The organism is Enterobacter cloacae complex sp. SHL012, assembly GCF_049237505.1.
Classification (GTDB): Bacteria; Pseudomonadota; Gammaproteobacteria; order Enterobacterales; family Enterobacteriaceae; genus Enterobacter; species Enterobacter kobei.
In genome coordinates this window covers 18386-36821 of the sequence record NZ_JBMKIZ010000011.1, presented here as the reverse complement: position 1 = coordinate 36821, position 18436 = coordinate 18386, and the positions used below count along the sequence as shown (strand labels likewise).

Genomic DNA, 18436 nt, shown 5'->3' with positions numbered 1-18436 from the left:
GGTCATCTTTTAGGTATAAGATTTAGACACGGACAACTACTGTCCAGCTTATTGAAAACGAGGAATAACATGCGCGTAAAAGTCTGTGCAGGGATTGTAGGGGCAGCATTGCTGCTGGCGGGTTGTAGCTCCAGCAATGAGCTGTCGGCGGCGGGCCAGGGTGTTCGCTTTGTGGAAGATAAGCCGGGTAGCGAATGCCAGCTGTTAGGCACGGCCACGGGCGAGCAAAGCAACTGGATGTCGGGACAGCATGGTGAAGAGGGCGGCTCTATGCGCGGTGCGGCGAATGCCCTGCGTAACCAGGCTGCGGCAATGGGCGGCAATGTGATTTACGGCGTGAGTAGCCCAACGCAGGGAATGCTCTCCAGCTTCGTGCCAACCGCCAGCCAGATGAGCGGCCAGGTCTACAAGTGCCCGAACTGAGTTAACGCGGTGATGGCGCTGCGCCCGGACCCTGTAGGGCAGGTAAGCGTAGCGCCACCTGCCTTTTAGTGCTGCCGCAGCTGCAAATCCAGCGGCGTCTTACTTGGCTCTCCGCCAATTTCGCGCGCCAGCTTGGGTACCATATAACCTGAAACCAGCGTTAACAGCTCGCGCATAATCTGTCGGGCTTCTTCATCGGTCACCATGAAGTGCGCCGCACCCTGCACGCGATCCAGCACATGCAGGTAATAGGGCAAGACACCCGCATCAAACAGGGCGTTGCTGAGGTCGGCCAGCACACGGGCGCTATCATTTACCCCACGCAGCAGCACGCTCTGGTTTAGTAGCGTGACCCCCACTTTACGCAGGCGCGCCATGGCCGCGCGAAATGCATCGTCAATTTCATTCGCGTGGTTAATATGGTTCACCAGCAGCACCTGCAAGCGGGATTGCGCCAGGCGCGACACCAGTCCGTCAGTAATGCGTGCCGGAATGACAATCGGTAAACGGCTGTGAATACGCAGACGTTTGATGTGCGGGATGGCCTCAAGCTGGGTTAATAGCCAGTCCAGCTCATGATCTTTTGCCATCAGCGGGTCACCGCCGGAAAAAATAATCTCATCCAGCTCTGAATGGGCGGCGATATAGTCCAGCGCGACCTGCCAGTTGCGCTTATTTCCCTGGTTTTCGGCGTAAGGGAAGTGCCGACGGAAGCAATAACGGCAATTTACCGCGCAGCCGCCTTTGACCAGCAGCAGGGCGCGGTTGAGATACTTATGCAGTAAACCCGGTACCACACTGTTCTGCTCTTCCAGGGGATCGGTGCTGTACCCTGGTGCAGTAATGAACTCATCCTGCAAGGTAATGGTTTGTTTTAAAAGCGGATCGTCAGGATTGCCTTTCTCCATGCGCGCAACAAACGCGCGTGGAACGCGCAGGGCGAAAAGGCGCTTTGCCTCGCGGCCCGCAAGCAACTCTGGGTGCTGATCGAGGTCTAAAAGACGCAGCAATTCATCAGGACTGGTGATTACATCGGCAAGTTGCGATAACCAATCTTCTCTGGACGGGGTGTTTAGGGTTACAATATGCGCCATTTTGTGGCTTAGCTACCAGTTAACAAATTTAGAGGGCCTTATGGCAACGTACTATAGCAACGATTTTCGTGCTGGTCTTAAAATCATGATGGACGGCGAACCGTACGCGGTTGAAGCCAGCGAATTCGTTAAACCAGGTAAAGGCCAGGCATTCGCACGCGTTAAGCTGCGCCGCCTGCTGACCGGTACCCGCGTTGAGAAAACTTTCAAGTCTACCGACTCCGCTGAAGGCGCAGATGTTGTGGATATGAACCTGACTTACCTGTACAACGACGGTGAGTTCTGGCACTTCATGAACAACGAAACTTTCGAGCAGCTGTCTGCTGACGCGAAAGCGATTGGCGATAGCGAAAAATGGCTGCTGGATCAGGCTGAGTGCATCGTGACCCTGTGGAACGGTCAGCCTATCGCTGTTACTCCACCAAACTTTGTTGAGCTGGAAATCGTTGAAACCGATCCAGGTCTGAAAGGTGACACTGCCGGTACTGGCGGTAAACCAGCGACGCTGTCTACCGGTGCTGTGGTTAGAGTGCCACTGTTCGTACAGACTGGCGAAGTGATCAAAGTGGATACCCGCTCCGGCGAATACGTATCACGCGTGAAGTAATAGTCAGGGCGCAGCGCCCGCTGCGCCTGATTTTTGCAGGCAGGGATGATGAAACGTACCGTTAAAATTCTGCTTCTGTTAGCGCTCTCCAGTGCATTGCTTTCCGGCTGTAACACCACGCGCGGCATGGGGGAAGATATCCAGGATCTTGGGCATATCATTTCTCACGCGGCCAGCTAAGCTCGTCTAATTTTCCGAAAAATGCTTCCTTGTCCGTCAATCGGCGGGATCTTGTCTATTCTTAAGTTGCTATACACAAAACAACTTTGGCTATAAAAGGAAGATATTATGGTTAAGAAGACAATTGCAGCGATCTTTTCAGTCCTGGTACTTTCTTCAGTATTAACTGCCTGTAATACCACGCGTGGCGTTGGTCAGGATATTTCTGAAGGTGGTAGTGCAATCTCTGGTGCGGCAACAAAAGCACAGCAGTAATTAATTAACGGTACGGAACCAGAAGGGTTTCGTACCGTCAGTTTTCTGTACCCTGCGGAGATAAAAACGGGGAAAAGCGCGTGTCCATATGCAGCTTCATGCGGATATTTCGCTTGTAGGTATATACCGTTTTCCCATTGATACTCAGGTGAGCGGCAATTTTTTGATTGCTTGCGCCGTCCATCCACATTGTCAGCACTTTCTCCTCCTGGCGGGTCAGCAACGGCGTGGCCACTGTTGGTCTGTGCGTGTCTGAGCCCGAAATTAACGCGTCATTAATAACCGTGGCGAGTTCCTCAAGACGGGCATTTTTCATGAGTGAAGACCAGACCGGGAAGTTCTCCAGCCAGGCCGTCATGTCTCTGTCCTCTCCCGATTGCAACATAATAAAGGGGAGTTTTTCGCTGGCATTCAGTAAGGAAGAGAATTGCTGGAAATGGGGAGTATCCTGCCTGAAACCATGCAGGTCAGCGATAACCAGTGAGGGTTTCCATTGCAGAATGTGCTCTCTGGCGAGGAAAAGATTGTTCAGCCCGGTCACAACGTAATGTCCCGGGAATAAACCGGAATGATTGAGCCATGCTTCAAACCCCGCGCGGGTAAAGTGACAACGGTCAATCAAAAGTATTTTGAACATATTTTATTCGCAGTCGGCTAGTGGTTTGGCTTCCTGCCATCAGAAAGCACATCATCATAGAGAAGTCCGATGAGTAATAAATGCCTGAACTGCGCGCCTTACTGCGGCTATTTCTGGCCTTAAGGGGGTCAGCAGAAAATGATTGAAAAAAAATCGCACGTTAACCAAAATATGAGGCGTTATCTGCCTTGCGGGACGACCCGTAAGCGCTTTCTTCATCGGGGACGGCCCCAACTTATTTAAGTTAAGGAGCCTGAGATGTCCTGGATTATTCTTTTTATTGCCGGCCTGCTCGAAGTGGTATGGGCGATTGGTCTTAAGTACACCCACGGTTTTACCCGCCTGACGCCCAGCGTCATTACCGTTTCTGCGATGATTGTGAGTATTGTTCTGCTCTCATGGGCGATGCGTTCCCTGCCCGTGGGAACAGCCTATGCTGTCTGGACGGGGATTGGTGCCGTGGGGGCTGCAATTACCGGCATTCTGTTGCTGGGTGAGTCAGCGAGCCTGGCGCGTATCGCCAGCCTCGCCCTGATTGTGGCCGGTATCATTGGACTGAAGCTCAGCACCCATTAGTGGGGCTGTTTAACCCAGATGAGTTTCGACACATCAAACCCTTGCCGGGTCGCGACATCCAGCATCTGCTGTTTCATCTCCGACGAAATGGTTGGCGTGCGGGAAAGTATCCACAGATAGTTGCGATCCGGCCCGCAGACCAGTGCGTGACGGTACTCTCTGTCGAGCGCTATCACGTTATAGCCGCCATAGAAGGGGCCAATGAAAGAGACTTTGAGCGCGGCCCGTTGCGGGTCGCCGGTGAAGTATGCTTTCCCGACAGACTGCTGCCACATCTGCCGATCGGGGTTATAGCCCCGGTTGATAACCTGAATACCCCCATCCTCCATCGTGCTGTAATGTGCAGTCACCTTCTCTAAACCCTGTTCGAACCGATGGTCGAGGCGGGCGATTTCATACCATGTTCCGAGAAAGCGTTGGGCGTCAAAAGGCGTGACGACAGTGACACCAGGAGGTGGGGTAGGGGAACTGCAGGCAACCACTAAAAACGCGGCTGTCACCGCGGCGATAACAGGCAGAATGCGCATAGGAGTTTCCTTACTGTTTTTTGTTAAGTGTAGATGACAGCAGGGAAAATGCGGGAATTTTGCAGGCCGGGTGGGCATTAGCACCACCCGGCAAGGTTTTACTGCAGAGCGCTCAGAATACGGTATGCCGCTTCCACGCGCGCCGGGTTCGGGTAGCTCTTGTTCGCCAGCATAACAATGCCGAGTTCCTTCTCAGGAATAAATGCGACATAGCTGCCGAATCCACCCGTCGAGCCTGTTTTATGTACCCATGATGCTTTTACTGGCGGAGCTGGAGGGTTCACTTCTGCCACCGGTAACGGTGCAAGAGCCACCTTGTTATCGCTGCCCTCCACGACGGTTTTGGATTCTACCGGCCAGTTGAGCATCTCCCAGCCCAGACCCTGATACATGGCACCCACGCGCCAGTAGCGAGACTGTGCCAGGGCAATACCCTGTTTCAGCGTTGAATCCGGAAGAGCGGCAGGGTTCATGTTGGCCTTCACCCAGCTCGCCATATCCTGGACGTTGGTTTTGACACCATACGCTTCGGCATCCAACATTCCCGGTGAAACGTGGACCGCTTTACCATCACGGTATCCCCAGGCGTAATACGCCTCTTCTTCTTTCGGAACGTTAATCCATGTATGGTCCAGTTTGAGTGGCTTGAAGACCCGCTTCGTCATGGCCTGTTCAAAGCTCATACCGGAGGGTTTAACCGCGAGGGCGCCAAAAAGCCCGATGCTGGCGTTCGCATAAAGACGCGTTGTGCCTGGTTTCCACTGCGGTTGCCAGTGTTGATAGAAGCGCAGCAGGGAGGCGTTATCCGTGACCTCATCCGGCACCTGTAGCGGCAGGCCACCCGCGGTGTAGGTCGCCAGATCCAACATGCGAATACCCTGCCACTGCTTGCCTGTTAGCTCGGGCCAGTACTTTGCCACGGGGTCGCCCAGCGATATTTCTCCGCGCGCAATCGCATCGCCACCTAATACGCCAGTGAAGGTTTTACTTATAGAGCCCAGCTCAAACAGGGTTTGCGGGGTGACAGGTTTGTTCGCCGCAACATCGGCCTTTCCGAAGGTAAAGTAGTGCGGCTGACCCTGATAAATCACCGCTACCGCCATGCCCGGAATGGCTTGCGCTTTCATCAGGGGGGTAACGGTACGTTCCACCACGTCAGACAGCTGTTTCTCTGACATCGGCGCGGCGAGAACAGAGCAGGAGGTGCTGAGCAGCAGGGCACAGCAAAGGGATTTTGTCTTCATCAGTTATCTTCCGTAATAGCGGTTCAAGGGAGTGTCCGGGCCCGTCAGACCTCAGTAGTCTGTTGGATTTGACTGTGGCTGACAAACGGTTAAATTTAGCATTAGCTGTTAATTTTTCTAACGGAAGTAATGATGACCCGCAGCTATCTCCCGCTTAATTCGCTTCGCGCTTTCGAAGCTGCCGCCAGACACCTCAGTTTTACGCATGCCGCGATAGAGCTGAACGTGACTCACTCTGCCATCAGCCAGCACGTTAAAGCGCTGGAGCAGCATCTGAATTGTCAGCTGTTTGTCCGCGTTTCGCGCGGGCTGATGCTGACCACGGAAGGTGAAAACTTGCTGCCGGTGTTGAATGATTCATTCGATCGGATCGCCGGAATGCTGGATCGCTTTGCCAGTCATCGCGCCCAGGAGAAGCTAAAAGTGGGTGTGGTCGGCACCTTTGCTACCGGTGTTTTATTCTCGCAGCTCGCGGACTTTCGTCGCTGCTATCCGCATATCGATCTTCATCTTTCGACCCATAACAACCGCGTCGATCCCGCGGCGGAAGGGCTGGATTATACGATTCGATACGGTGGCGGGGCGTGGCACGGCACTGAAGCACAGTTCCTGTGTTCTGCACCGCTGTCCCCGCTTTGCTCACCCGATATTGCTCTCGGGCTCCAGTCTCCGGCCGACATTCTGAAGTTTACCCTGCTGCGCTCCTACCGACGCGACGAATGGTCGGCGTGGATGCAGGCGGCAGGTGAACATCCCCCGTCACCCACGCATCGGGTGATGGTCTTTGATTCGTCCGTGACCATGCTGGAAGCCGCGCAGGCAGGTGTGGGCATCGCCATAGCACCTGTGGATATGTTTACCCATCTGCTCAATAGCGAGCGTATCGTGCAGCCGTTTGCCACCCGGATAGACCTGGGGAGTTACTGGCTCACGCGATTACAGTCGAGGGCTGAAACCCCCGCAATGCATGAGTTTGCTCAATGGCTGGTGGGAAAAATGCAGAAATAAAAGGCCCGCCGGAGGGCGGGCCAGATGTATCAGATAGTGACCACGGCAATCAGCGTCACCACGGTCAGGATGGTCGCCAGACCGTAGAATACCCATTTACCGCTCGGTACATGGATTTTCAGGTCATGCATCGCATGATGAATACGGTGCAGGCCACACCACAGCGGCAGGACGATCATCAGGAAGATGAATACCCGACCAATAAAGCTGCTCGCAAACGCCAGCACGCGTTCGTAGCTCAGCGCATCGCCCGGGAATAACCCCAGCGGCAGCATAATCCCGACCAGCAGAATGATCACCGGCGCGATGATGGCGCTCCACATGCCGCCTGCGCCAAACAGGCCCCAGAAGACCGGCTCGTCTGAACGTTTTGGATTTGGATTAATCACAGTCGTCTCCTTACCAGAACAGTGCGACAAACAGAATGACCACAGTGACCAGGATCGTCACTCCCCATAGCCCTTTAATCACCGGCTCTGGCCCCATTTTCTCGCCTTTTACGATGATGTTTGCCGCTTTTGGCGCCAGTTCAAACCAGGTTTTGGTATGAAGCAGCGCTGCCGCGAGCACGATCAGGTTCAGAATTACGATGATGGGGTTTTGCAGGAAACCGACAAAGTTCGCCCAGGTTTCCGGCCCGTGCTTGAGGGCAAAAACGCCATACATCAGCTCAAGGCTGAACCAGACCGCCGGTACCGCCGTGCCTTCACGCAGCATGTAGAAGCGATAAAACGGCAGGTTTTTCCACCAGGTGGACGGCACTGGCCGCACATAGGCTTTGCGTTTAGTCGTCATCATGCACTCCTTAGCGTGGTTTCAGGGTAGCGATAAGAAAGTCTTTCGAGCTTTCCACTTTACCCTGCTGAATTGCGGCGGCCGGGTCGACATGCTTCGGACAAACTTCGGAGCAATAACCCACAAAGGTACAGGTCCAGACGCCGTTCTGGCTGTTAAGCTGCGCCATGCGTTCTTTTTTACCGTGGTCGCGGCTGTCTTCGTTATAGCGGTGCGCCAGGGTAATGGCGGCCGGGCCGATGAACTCAGGGTTCAGGCCAAACTGGGGACAAGCGGCATAGCACAGGCCGCAGTTGATGCAGCCGGAGAACTGATGGTATTTCGCCATCTGCGCTGGTGTCTGGGTATTGGGTCCCTGATCCGGGGTACGCGGGTTGCCAATGATGTACGGCTTAATCGCTTCCAGACTTTCGATAAAGTGCGTCATATCGACCACCAGATCGCGCTCGATTGGGAAATTACCCAATGCTTCAACCTTGATGCCTTTGGTGTAATCGCGCAGGAAGGTTTTGCATGCCAGCTTCGGCACTTTGTTGACCATCATGCCGCAGGAGCCGCAGATTGCCATGCGGCAGGACCAGCGGTAGCTCAGGTCCGGTGCCAGGTTATCTTTGATATAGCCGAGCGCATCCAGCAGGGAGGTTTGCTCGTCATAAGGCACTTCATAGAAAGCGCTGTGGGGGGCGGTATCCACTTCCGGATTGTAGCGCACCACTTCAACTTTCAGTTTTTGCATCTCAGCCATTCGCCTTCTCCTTCTTCTCGGCGGCTTCTGCTTCTGCGCCGTACACGCGTTTAGCCGGCGGCAGCGTGGTGATTTTCACGTCGCTGTAGTCCAGGCGCGTTGTGCCATCCGCATCGCGCCAGGCGAGAGTGTGTTTCAGGAAATTGACGTCGTCACGTTCGGTGCAGCCTTCGTCCAGACGCTGGTGCGCCCCACGCGACTCTTTACGCGCCAGCGCAGAGTGCGCCATACATTCCGCGACGTTCAGGCCGTGGCCCAGCTCAATGGTATAGAGCAGGTCGGTATTGAAGACGCTGGAGGTGTCGGTGATGCGCACGCGCTTGAAGCGCTCCTGCAGCTCCGCCAGCTTGTCGACGGTTTTCTGCATCAGCTCAGGGGTACGGTAGATACCGCAGCCTTCTTCCATCGACAGACCCATTTCATCGCGGATCTTCGACCAGTTCTCGTTACCTTCCTGGTTCACCAGGTCTTTCAGGCGTTTTTCAACGTCTGCGACCTGCGCATCCAGCGCGGCACCGTTAGCTTCGCCTGCGGTTGCGGCACGCTCCATTGCGCGTTCGCCCGCCATGCGGCCAAAGACCACCAGCTCTGCCAGTGAGTTAGATCCCAGACGGTTGGCGCCGTGCAGACCCACAGAGGAACATTCGCCCACCGCAAACAGGCCCTGAATGCGGGTTTCACACTGCTGATCGGTTTCGATACCGCCCATGGTGTAGTGTGCAGTTGGGCGAACCGGAATCGGCTCTTTCACCGGGTCGACGCCCACATAGGCTTTCGCCAGCTCACAGATAAACGGCAGACGTTCCAGCAGTTTCTTCTCGCCCAGGTGACGCAGGTCAAGGTAAACCACGTCGCCGCGTGGCGTTGAGATGGTGTTGCCTTTACGCCACTCGTGCCAGAAGGCCTGAGAAACTTTGTCGCGCGGACCGAGTTCCATGTATTTGTTCTTCGGCTCGCCAAGCGGCGTTTCCGGACCCATACCGTAATCCTGCAGATAGCGGTAGCCGTTTTTGTTGACCAGAATACCGCCTTCACCGCGGCAGCCTTCCGTCATCAAAATGCCGGACCCTGGCAGACCGGTTGGGTGATACTGCACAAACTCCATATCACGCAGCGGCACGCCGTGGCTGAGCGCCATGCCCATTCCGTCACCGGTAACGATGCCGCCGTTGGTGTTGTAGCGGTACACGCGTCCCGCGCCGCCCGTTGCCATCACCACCGCGTTAGCGCGGATCTGAACGAGCGTGCCTTCCATCATGTTCATTGCCACCAGGCCGCGCGCATGCCCGTCATCAACCAGGATATCGAGGACGAAATGTTCATCAAAGCGCTGAATTTGTGGGAACTGAAGGGAGGTCTGGAACAGGGTATGCAACATGTGGAAGCCGGTCTTATCGGCGGCGAACCAGGTGCGTTCAATCTTCATTCCGCCGAAGCGGCGGACGTTGACGCTGCCGTCCGGACGGCGGCTCCACGGACATCCCCACTGCTCAAGCTGGGTCATCTCCGTTGGACAATGATGGACAAAGTAGTCAACGACATCCTGTTCGCAAAGCCAGTCGCCCCCTGCAACCGTGTCGTGGAAATGGTATTCAAAGCTGTCATGATCCTGCGCAACGGCGGCGGATCCTCCTTCTGCGGCAACAGTGTGGCTGCGCATCGGATAGACTTTTGAAATCAGTGCGATTTTAGCGTTTGGATTAGCCTGCGCTGCAGCAATCGCAGCACGTAATCCAGCCCCGCCAGCGCCAATTACGGCAAGATCGGCTTGAAAAGTTTGCACGACATTCCTCCAGATTTTTGTTATTTCGCAACGCGACAAACTAAAGGTAGTTCACCCGTCCAAAGGGACGATTGCGAAAGCGTTTCCACTGCTCCTTTATGGGTAAAAGAGTATAACCGTGTAGATGTCAGGGAAATTTGACGTGTTCGATTTTTTTGCTGTTCTGTGCGGTGATTTATCATGGTGATTGATGAATTACGTCACGAAATAATCAACCTAAATGAAATGCGCTTTTTTACTGCGCAAAATTTGTCTCTGTCCCTGCTAACGAGTAGACTTCGTGCCCTTGTCTGAAATCGGAGAAAAACTCATGAGCGAAACGGCCACCTGGCAGCCGAGCGCATCCATCCCAAATCTGTTAAAACGCGCTGCAATTATGACGGAGATCCGCCGTTTCTTTGCCGACCGCGGCGTCCTGGAGGTGGAAACCCCGTGCATGAGTCAGGCAACGGTGACGGATATTCATCTGGTCCCTTTTGAAACCCGTTTTGTTGGTCCTGGCCACTCTCAGGGCATGAATCTGTATCTGATGACCAGCCCGGAATACCACATGAAACGCCTGCTGGCGGCGGGGTGTGGTCCGGTGTATCAGCTGTGCCGCAGTTTCCGAAATGAAGAGATGGGTCGTCACCATAACCCGGAATTCACCATGCTGGAGTGGTACCGCCCGCATTATGATATGTACCGCCTGATGAATGAGGTGGACGATCTGCTGCAGCAGGTACTGGAGTGTTCAGAAGCAGAAACGCTCTCTTATCAGCAGGCTTTCCAGCGCCATCTGGAAATCGATCCGCTGTCGGCGGACAAGGCCCAGCTGCGCGAAGTGGCGGCAAAACTGGATCTGAGCAACGTGGCGGATACCGAAGAGGATCGCGACACGCTGCTGCAACTGCTGTTCACTTTTGGTGTTGAACCACTGATTGGCAAAGATCGCCCGACCTTCGTTTACCATTTCCCGGCAAGCCAGGCGTCACTGGCGCAGATCAGCACCGAAGATCACCGCGTAGCGGAGCGTTTTGAGGTCTATTACAAAGGCATTGAGCTGGCGAACGGTTTCCACGAACTGACCGACGCGCGTGAACAGCAGCAGCGTTTTGAGCAGGATAACCGCAAGCGCGGCGCGCGTGGTCTGCCGCAGCAGCCAATTGATAACAACCTGCTGGAAGCGTTAAAAGCCGGTCTGCCGGACTGCTCAGGCGTAGCGCTGGGTGTTGACCGTCTGGTAATGCTGGCCCTTGGCGCAGAGCAACTGGGCGATGTGATTGCCTTTACGGTCGATCGCGCGTAAAGAATTGCCGGGTGGCGCTATCGCTTACCCGGCCTACGCTTCTGGTGGCAATTATCCTTTCCATTTCGTCATGGCAACATTAAAAACTGCCATTTTCTGTGTACACGGGTCTTTTTCTTAAATTGCTTCGTATAGCCACAATATTTGTCTGGTCATCTGCTAACATCCGCGCAGTTTAATTCCTCTTCGGATGGTTATATGTCCCACTCACTCAAAAAAATGACCCTTACCGGGCTCATACTGATGATTTTTACGTCAGTTTTTGGCTTTGCTAACAGCCCGTCGGCTTTCTATCTGATGGGCTATAGCGCGACGCCGTTTTATATCGTTTCTGCTCTGTTCTTCTTTATCCCGTTTGCGCTAATGATGGCGGAGATGGGCTCGGCTTACCGAAAAGAAGAGGGCGGTATCTATTCGTGGATGAACAACAGTATCGGCCCGCGTTACGCGTTTATCGGGACGTTTATGTGGTTTTCATCCTACGTCGTGTGGATGGTCAGCACGGCGGCCAAAGTCTGGGTGCCGTTCTCCACGTTTCTTTTTGGTACGGATAAAACGCAGGTCTGGTCTCTGGCAGGGCTGAGCTCCACGCAGGTCGTCGGTATTCTGGCGGTCTTCTGGATGGTGATGGTCACGCTGGTGGCGTCGAAAGGTATCAACAAAATTGCCCGTATCACCGCGGTTGGTGGTATTTCAGTGATGTGTCTGAACCTGGTGCTGCTGCTGGTGAGTATCGCTATTCTGTGCCTGAACGGCGGGCATTTTGCGCAGGAGGTCAATTTTGTTTCATCCCCTAATCCGGGTTATCAGTCCGGGCTGGCTATGCTCTCCTTTGTGGTGTTTGCCATCTTCGCTTACGGTGGTATTGAAGCGGTAGGCGGGCTGGTCGACAAGACCGAGAACCCGGAAAAGAACTTCGCCAAAGGGATTATTTTTGCCGCTATCGTGATTTCCATCGGCTATTCACTGGCCATTTTCCTCTGGGGCGTCAGCACCAACTGGCAACAGGTGTTGAGCAATAACACCACTAACCTCGGCAACATTACCTATGTGCTAATGAAAAGCCTGGGGATGACCCTGGGGCAGGCCATGAACCTGAGCCCCGAGGCGGCATCGGTAATGGGAGTCTGGTTTGCGCGTATCACCGGCCTGTCGATGTTCCTCGCCTATACCGGCGCATTCTTCACGCTTATCTACTCGCCGCTGAAAGCGATCATTCAGGGTACGCCTAAAGCGCTGTGGCCAGCACGCATGACGCAGTTGAACACCGCAGGAATGCCAGCTAACGCTATGTGGATGCAGTGTCTGCTGGTCTGCATGTTCATCCTGCTGGTGTCTTTTGGTGGCGATACGGCGTCTGCGTTTTACAACAAGCTGACCCTGATGGCGAACGTGTCGATGACGCTGCCCTACCTGTTCCTGACCCTGGCGTTCCCGTTCTTCAAAGCGAAGCAGGATCTTGAGCGTCCGTTTGTGATCTTCAAAACCCGCGCGGCAACGCTGCTGGCGACCACGGTGGTGGTGCTGGTCGTGGCGTTTGCCAACATCTTTACCGTTATACAGCCCGTGGTTGAGGCGAATGACTGGAACAGCGCGTTGTGGATGGTTGGTGGGCCGATCTTCTTCTCGCTGCTGGCGATGGGGATTTACGAGAATTACCGTCGACGCTCGCAGGCGTTCGTCACGGAAGTGGCATAGCGCTAAAATACCCCTCCCGAAGGGGAGGGGAGACAGTTACAAACTTCCTGCCGGGCGGGTTCTTGCCGCCGAGGTTAGGGTTTTACCCATCTTTCGTCCGTCCATACTTTCCAGACGCATCTGGAACGGTGGGAACGGCATATCAATACCGTGCTCGCGGAAGCCCGCCAGAATCAGCTGGTGGATCTCGTGGCGAAGCGGCATTCGGTGCCCCATTTCGGCGGCGTAGATACGCAGCTCGAAAATCTGGATCCCCTGTTGTAAATCGACCAGGAACACTTCCGGTGCAGGGTTATCGAGCACCAGCGTGCAGCGTTCGGCAGCGGTATAGAGGATCTGCGTGACTTCTTCACTGTTAGCATCCGACGGTGCCGGCACTGTCAGCACCACACGCGTGACGGAGTCTGACAACGACCAGTTGATAAACTGCTCGGTGATAAACGCCTTGTTAGGCACGATGATCTCTTTACGGTCCCAGTCACTGATTGTGGTGGCGCGAGTGTTGATCTTCGTTACGCTACCGGTCAGATCGCGAATCGTCACCGTATCGCCTATACGAATCGGTTTTTCAAACAGGATGATCAGGCCGGACACAAAGTTGGCGAAAATCTCCTGCATGCCAAAACCCAGGCCAAACGTCAGCGCGGCGACCAGCCACTGCAGTTTAGACCACTCGATACCAATCATTGAGAAACCGACCATCCCACCAAAAAGCAATATCAGGTATTTGGTGATGGTGGTAATCGCATATCCCGTGCCGGGGGTTAAATCCAGATGCTGCAATAGCGCCAGCTCGAGCAGTGCCGGGAAGTTACGCACCAGTTGGGTGGTGATGATCAGCACCAGAATGGCAATCAGCACTGCACCCAGGGTAATCGGCTCCAGGCTTTCCACGCCCTGCACCGTGGACGTCACATCCCACAGAGAGATGTTCTCCAGGAAGCCAAACGCGGAATGAATTTCCGACCACAGGAAGATTACCGACAGGAGGGCTATCAGCATCAGGATGGAACGCACCAGCCGCAGGGACTGGGTACTGATGGCATCCAGATCCAGTTCGACCTCGTCCGCGTCTATCGTGCCTTCCGTGCTATTAACATGGTTTGACTCTTCCTCACCTCGCGCACGTTGAGCGAGGATCTCCGCCCGGCGATGCTTGGCGCGGTCAAAGGCCAGACGACGGCGCTGGATCAGCATTCCGCGGCGGATAACGTGATACACCACCAGAAGCAGGAACCAGATCGCCACCGAGGTTTCCAGACGCGCCAGTAGCGCCTTCGAGGTAGCCAGATATCCCACTGCTGCAGCCAGCATTGCAATCAGAGGGGCACTGAGCAGCAGGTTCCAGAGCAGTCGGTTAAACATGTTGTCGCCGCTACCGGATTTATCCAGATAGAGCGGTATCCCTGCACGTTTCAGGCTGAGCGTGACAATGGCCAGCGCACCGCATATCAGCATAAAGCAGAGGCGGCCCAGCGAGCCTGAGAACTCGCGGTCATCGAGATTATCAAACATGATCAGCGCCATAATCAGCGGCACAATCAGCCCGATGCTCATCAGGTAGTAGCGCATGGCGCGCGCAACGCGGTTACGTGGCCAGCCAAAGTGGGCAATGAAAAGGCCATTTGGTCGCGCGAGGGTGGCGCAGATCATCACGACCCACAGCAGCGGTACCGTGGCTGTCACGCCATCGCCAATGGCAACGGCGAGTGGATAGGGCCAGGCTTCCCGTAGCCCGTACCCGAGCGTCATCCACAGCACCGGCAGCGGAGAGGCGACAAGTATCGACCAAAACACGGTGCGCAGCGTCAGCCAGAAATGGTCCTGAGTGACTTTCCCCACCCGTGCGCTGGAACGCTCCAGGAAACGGGTAAAATGCCTGCGTGAGTAAATGCTGAATCCCACCAGAATCAACGCGCCCAGCAGCGGGAAGATGGTCTCTTTGCTGGTCAGCATCATCACGCTGGCCTGTCCCAGTTGGCTGACGGTGTCCAGCGAAATCAGACGGCGCAAATCCTGCACGATCTCGATCGGCCATGAGAAGGTCATTGGACGCACGTCGGATGTCCAGAAAAGATAACGGTGCGTTGCCTCGTTGACCTCTTTCAGCGCATCTTCCAGCTGGCTGTTGGAAACCTTGAGCTTAGTCAGCTCCAGAATCAGCGTATCGCCGCCCTGCAGCAGGGAGTTCAGCAGTTCACGCTGGGTACGCAGCTGAGCTTCCAGAATCCGGTTTTGCTCGCTGGTCAGGGGCTGGCCATCCGCCTGTCGGATTTGGCGAATTTGCGGCTGCTTATTGAGGAGATCCTCAAAATGCAGTCGCTGAACGCGTAGCTGGGCCATCTCAGTATCCAGCTGCTGCGGCTTCGGCATTTCCGGCAGACGCGCAACCTGGGCACGCAACGCCTCGCCCAGCAGGTTTGATGACCCAAGCCACTGGGACTGTTCGCGCAGGGTGTTGAGCGCCTGACGCACCTGCAGGGTTTGATTAGTCGCCTGACGTTGCTGTGAGGCAACCAGATCCATACGCTGCGCCTGCTGATTCAGTGCGGCAGAAAGCTCACGGTTGACCTTAAACTGATCGACGATGTCCGCTGGCAGGTTGGCACTGTTTTCCGCCAGCAGTTCGGTGCTTTCGAGAGCACGTTCGGCCTCGCGCTGGCGCTGGCTATTAAGCTGATTACGCAGGGCCTGAAGATACGCATCCAGCTGCTCGCTCTGCTTTTGTGCGAGTTCCGAGCGCATCCGCGATAGCTCCTGGCGGTTATTGGCGGACAGCTGCGCCAGTTCCAGTTCATCCACCAGGGCTTTCAGACGCGCCGATTCCGCCTGCAGGCCAAGATTTTGTGCCTGCGCCTGAGGCGTGTTGCCGGTTTGCGTACCCACGCGGCGCTCAACTTCGTTAAGCTGGCGACGGGCGTCGGTTTGCTGCTGTGGGAGCTGGCTGAGGGAGTCGGCAATTTCACGTGCACGCTCTTGCTCCTGCTGAGCCAGACGGCTCTTCTCCAGAAGCTGGCTGCTGACCTGCAGGATTTCCTGATTCAGGGCGTCCGTGGTCATGTTGGCTGGCACATCGCGCGGCTCATCACGCAGATTAGCCAGCTGCGCGCGCAATGTTTGCGATAGTTTGGGGAAGTTGTCGATAACTTGCTGATATTGCTGAGCGCGCTCAAGAGAGCCTTTCCGCTCTTCAAGCGCGTTCAGTGCGGACTGAAGCGACTCGACGGTCTCTGGCTGAGCGGGTTTGGCCGCTTTTGCCTGCTCCAGTTCCTGACTTATCTGTTTGGCGTCGGGGGCTGTCGCTGCGTACGCCCCCATGCTGAGGCACCAGGCCATCAGTAGAACGATAATCGGGCGCACGTCAGCGATCCTTCTGTTGTTAGCCTTCGTCTTTTTTGTCGTCAACCAGCGGGCTGGCGTCATGCTCGGCGTTGATCTCTTCTTGTGACAGCGGAGCAGGTTCTGCATCGGGTGTCACAAAAGTTTCGGTGGAGACTGCCAGCGGCTGGCCAAGTTTGGTCACCGACAGGCTTTCAAGCTGTTCAGCTAGCTTCACTTTGCCCGGCGCAAACAGGTTGATAACGGTAGAGCCCAGCTTGAAGCGCCCCATCTCCTGACCTTTCAGCAGGGCGACAGAGCCTTCCGCTTCACCAGCAGGCCACGTCCAGCGTTTGATGATACCTTCACGCGGAGGCGTGATGGTGCCAGCCCAGACGGTTTCAATACTGCCGACAATGGTCGCGCCCACCAGAATTTGCGCCATCGGGCCAAATTCAGTATCGAACAGGCAGATGACGCGTTCGTTACGGGCAAACAGGTTCGGTACGTTCTGCGCGGTCAGGTGGTTCACGGAGAAGAGATCGCCCGGAACGTAGATCATCTCACGCAGGATACCGTTACACGGCATGTGTACGCGGTGATAGTCGCGCGGCGACAGGTAGGTGGTCGCAAACGTACCGTTACGGAACAGGTCCGCCATCAGGTAGTTACCCGCCAGCAGCGCTTCCAGGCTGTAGTTATGGCCTTTCGCCTGCAGGATTTTGTCGTCTTCGATATTACCCAGCTGGCTGATCACGCCGTCAGCGGGCATCACCAGTACGTTAGGGTCGGTGTTCAGCGGACGCACTTCATCGCGCAGCGGGCGTACAAAAAACTCGTTGAAGGTACGGTAGCTGGCGGTGTCTGGCTTCTGTGCCTCTTTCATGTCGACCTTGTAATACTTCACAAAAAGGTCGATGACCAGTTTGGTCAGCCAGCCCGCGCGTTTGCTTGCGCCCCAGCCCGCCAGGCGAGTGAGCCACAGTTTTGGCAGAATGTATTGAAGCGAAAGTTTAAATGCGTTTAACAAGGTAGCCTCCAGGCCATTGTTTTGTCGTTCCTGATCCGGCGGTAAGCCGCCGGAACCTGAAAAAAGGGGACGATTTTAGCGATGCTTAGCTTAGTTGTCAGTTGTCAGAATCAGAAAAGTTTTTACGCGTTTTTACCTGATCCATGCTCTCAAGAATGCGGTGGTAATTCTCGAAGCGGGTCTCCGCAATCTCACCTTTTTCGACCGCTTCACGGATAGCGCAACCTGGGTCGTTATCGTGTTTACAGTCGCGGTACTTGCAAGCGCCTAAATAATCATGGAATTCGACAAATCCGTTGAAGATTTGTTCCGGTTCAAGATGCCACAAACCGAACTCGCGCACGCCCGGGGAGTCGATGACATCGCCACCGTGCGGGAAGTGATACAGGCGTGATGCGGTGGTGGTGTGCTGGCCAAGACCCGATACATCAGACACATCATTGGTAAGGATCGCCTGCTGGAGGCCAAGCAAATTGTTCAGCAGACTCGATTTGCCCACGCCGGACTGGCCCGCAAAGATGCTGATGCGATCGGTGAGCGCCTCTTCCAGCGGTTTCAGACCATCTTTGGTATGGCTGGAGACCATCAGGACGCGATAGCCAATATTGCGATAGATATCCATCTGCTCATTGACGAAGGCCATCCCGTCGTCGTCCAGCAGATCGATTTTGTTTAATACAATGATCGGCTCAACCTGCAGCGTTTCGCAGGCGACAAGATAACGGTCGATAATGTTGAGCGAAAGCTCAGGTAAAATCGCCGAAACAATAACGATCTGGTTAATGTTGGCGGCAATCGGCTTCACGCCATCGTAGAAATCCGGGCGGGTGAGCACCGACGTGCGTTCATGCACGGCTTCAACGATACCTTTAACCGTGACCCCTTCAGCCGCCTCTTTACCCGGACGCCAGACCACGCGATCGCCGGTAACCAGTGAACGGATGGTGCGACGGATATTGCAGCGGTGAATATCCCCGTCGGCGGATTCCACATCGGCATGCATACCGAAACGGCTGATGACGACGCCTTCTGTCGCTTCACCAAACAGGTTATCGTCATAATCCGGCTTCTCCGAAGTGGTTTTAAGACGGCGCTGGTGGTTGGCGTTTACGCGGCGCTGCTGCCCTTTGGAGAGTTTATTTTTACTCAATCGCGCTGGCTCCTGGTCGCCCGTAAGGGGCAAAACCTCTATGATACACTCTAATTAATACTAGTTAACCTGCTACTG

Annotated in this window: 19 protein-coding genes; 8 read left to right on the top strand and 11 right to left on the bottom strand. The window is 55.0% G+C overall.

All coding sequences use genetic code 11. The features are described from left to right. Positions 1 to 69: 69 nt before the first annotated feature. Complete coding sequence (locus ACOTY9_RS21490) at positions 70 to 423, top strand: DUF4156 domain-containing protein (RefSeq protein ID WP_014882205.1); 354 nt, start codon at positions 70 to 72, stop codon at positions 421 to 423. Between the two features lie 65 nt (positions 424 to 488). On the opposite strand, the gene epmB is transcribed toward ACOTY9_RS21490, so the two are convergent. After that, positions 489 to 1517 carry an EF-P beta-lysylation protein EpmB gene (gene epmB, locus ACOTY9_RS21485; protein ID WP_023338937.1) on the bottom strand — a complete coding sequence of 343 codons (1029 nt, stop codon included), beginning with the start codon at positions 1515 to 1517 and terminating at the stop codon, positions 489 to 491. A gap of 40 nt (positions 1518 to 1557) precedes the next feature. On the opposite strand from epmB, the gene efp reads away from it, so the two are divergent. The 3 genes from efp to ecnB all read left to right on the top strand — a co-directional run bounded on the left by efp (position 1558) and on the right by ecnB (position 2559). Then, on the top strand, positions 1558 to 2124 hold the full coding sequence (gene efp, locus ACOTY9_RS21480; RefSeq protein WP_421637401.1) for an elongation factor P: 567 nt from the start codon (positions 1558 to 1560) through the stop codon (positions 2122 to 2124). Between the two features lie 48 nt (positions 2125 to 2172). Further along, the gene (locus ACOTY9_RS21475) at positions 2173 to 2304 is read left to right on the top strand and encodes an entericidin A/B family lipoprotein (RefSeq protein ID WP_013095266.1); all 132 of its coding nucleotides are present in this window, start codon (positions 2173 to 2175) and stop codon (positions 2302 to 2304) included. 108 nt (positions 2305 to 2412) lie between these two features. Then, entirely contained in the window at positions 2413 to 2559 is a 147-nt protein-coding gene (gene ecnB, locus ACOTY9_RS21470) for a lipoprotein toxin entericidin B (RefSeq protein WP_003025482.1), read from the top strand. A gap of 37 nt (positions 2560 to 2596) precedes the next feature. On the opposite strand, the gene ACOTY9_RS21465 is transcribed toward ecnB, so the two are convergent. After that, positions 2597 to 3196, bottom strand: a complete 600-nt coding sequence (locus tag ACOTY9_RS21465; protein ID WP_045134434.1) for a response regulator transcription factor — start codon at positions 3194 to 3196, stop codon at positions 2597 to 2599. 258 nt (positions 3197 to 3454) lie between these two features. Between ACOTY9_RS21465 and sugE the strand changes: the two genes are divergently transcribed. Then, positions 3455 to 3772 (top strand): quaternary ammonium compound efflux SMR transporter SugE, encoded by a 318-nt coding sequence (gene sugE, locus ACOTY9_RS21460; RefSeq protein WP_014882209.1) that lies wholly within the window; start codon positions 3455 to 3457, stop codon positions 3770 to 3772. Here sugE and ACOTY9_RS21455 read toward each other — a convergent pair. Beyond that, positions 3769 to 4299 carry a lipocalin family protein gene (locus ACOTY9_RS21455; RefSeq protein WP_023338938.1) on the bottom strand — a complete coding sequence of 177 codons (531 nt, stop codon included), beginning with the start codon at positions 4297 to 4299 and terminating at the stop codon, positions 3769 to 3771. The genes sugE and ACOTY9_RS21455 overlap by 4 nt on opposite strands. A gap of 98 nt (positions 4300 to 4397) precedes the next feature. After that, entirely contained in the window at positions 4398 to 5543 is a 1146-nt protein-coding gene (blaACT, locus tag ACOTY9_RS21450; protein WP_063614396.1) for an ACT family cephalosporin-hydrolyzing class C beta-lactamase, read from the bottom strand. A 132-nt stretch (positions 5544 to 5675) separates the two neighbouring features. On the opposite strand from blaACT, the gene ampR reads away from it, so the two are divergent. After that, entirely contained in the window at positions 5676 to 6551 is an 876-nt protein-coding gene (ampR, locus tag ACOTY9_RS21445; RefSeq protein WP_014882212.1) for a LysR family transcriptional regulator AmpR, read from the top strand. Positions 6552 to 6580: 29 nt separating this feature from the next. Here ampR and frdD read toward each other — a convergent pair whose 3' ends face one another. The 4 genes from frdD to frdA are packed head-to-tail and all read right to left on the bottom strand — an operon-like array spanning position 6581 to position 9874. Continuing rightward, entirely contained in the window at positions 6581 to 6940 is a 360-nt protein-coding gene (gene frdD, locus ACOTY9_RS21440) for a fumarate reductase subunit FrdD (RefSeq protein WP_000609653.1), read from the bottom strand. 10 nt (positions 6941 to 6950) lie between these two features. Next, a complete protein-coding gene (frdC, locus tag ACOTY9_RS21435) occupies positions 6951 to 7346 on the bottom strand; it encodes a fumarate reductase subunit FrdC (RefSeq protein ID WP_014882213.1) in 396 nt (131 codons plus the stop codon). A gap of 10 nt (positions 7347 to 7356) precedes the next feature. Beyond that, entirely contained in the window at positions 7357 to 8091 is a 735-nt protein-coding gene (frdB, locus tag ACOTY9_RS21430; protein ID WP_014882214.1) for a fumarate reductase iron-sulfur protein, read from the bottom strand. Beyond that, positions 8084 to 9874 (bottom strand): fumarate reductase (quinol) flavoprotein subunit, encoded by a 1791-nt coding sequence (frdA, locus tag ACOTY9_RS21425; protein WP_014882215.1) that lies wholly within the window; start codon positions 9872 to 9874, stop codon positions 8084 to 8086. The genes frdB and frdA overlap by 8 nt, the downstream gene beginning before the upstream one ends. Positions 9875 to 10184: 310 nt before the next feature. On the opposite strand from frdA, the gene epmA reads away from it, so the two are divergent. Next, positions 10185 to 11162 (top strand): elongation factor P--(R)-beta-lysine ligase, encoded by a 978-nt coding sequence (gene epmA, locus ACOTY9_RS21420; protein ID WP_014882216.1) that lies wholly within the window; start codon positions 10185 to 10187, stop codon positions 11160 to 11162. A gap of 198 nt (positions 11163 to 11360) precedes the next feature. Next, a complete protein-coding gene (gene yjeM, locus ACOTY9_RS21415) occupies positions 11361 to 12860 on the top strand; it encodes a glutamate/gamma-aminobutyrate family transporter YjeM (RefSeq protein ID WP_023336678.1) in 1500 nt (499 codons plus the stop codon). 36 nt (positions 12861 to 12896) lie between these two features. Here the strand turns inward: yjeM and mscM are convergent, their stop codons facing one another. The 3 genes from mscM to rsgA form a co-directional block, all read right to left on the bottom strand. Next, positions 12897 to 16220: a miniconductance mechanosensitive channel MscM gene (gene mscM, locus ACOTY9_RS21410; protein ID WP_023331844.1), complete on the bottom strand. Its 3324-nt coding sequence runs from the start codon at positions 16218 to 16220 to the stop codon at positions 12897 to 12899. 19 nt (positions 16221 to 16239) lie between these two features. Further along, positions 16240 to 17208: an archaetidylserine decarboxylase gene (asd, locus tag ACOTY9_RS21405; protein ID WP_023331845.1), complete on the bottom strand. Its 969-nt coding sequence runs from the start codon at positions 17206 to 17208 to the stop codon at positions 16240 to 16242. Positions 17209 to 17305: 97 nt separating this feature from the next. Next, positions 17306 to 18358, bottom strand: a complete 1053-nt coding sequence (gene rsgA, locus ACOTY9_RS21400; protein WP_014882220.1) for a small ribosomal subunit biogenesis GTPase RsgA — start codon at positions 18356 to 18358, stop codon at positions 17306 to 17308. Positions 18359 to 18436 lie beyond the last annotated feature (78 nt).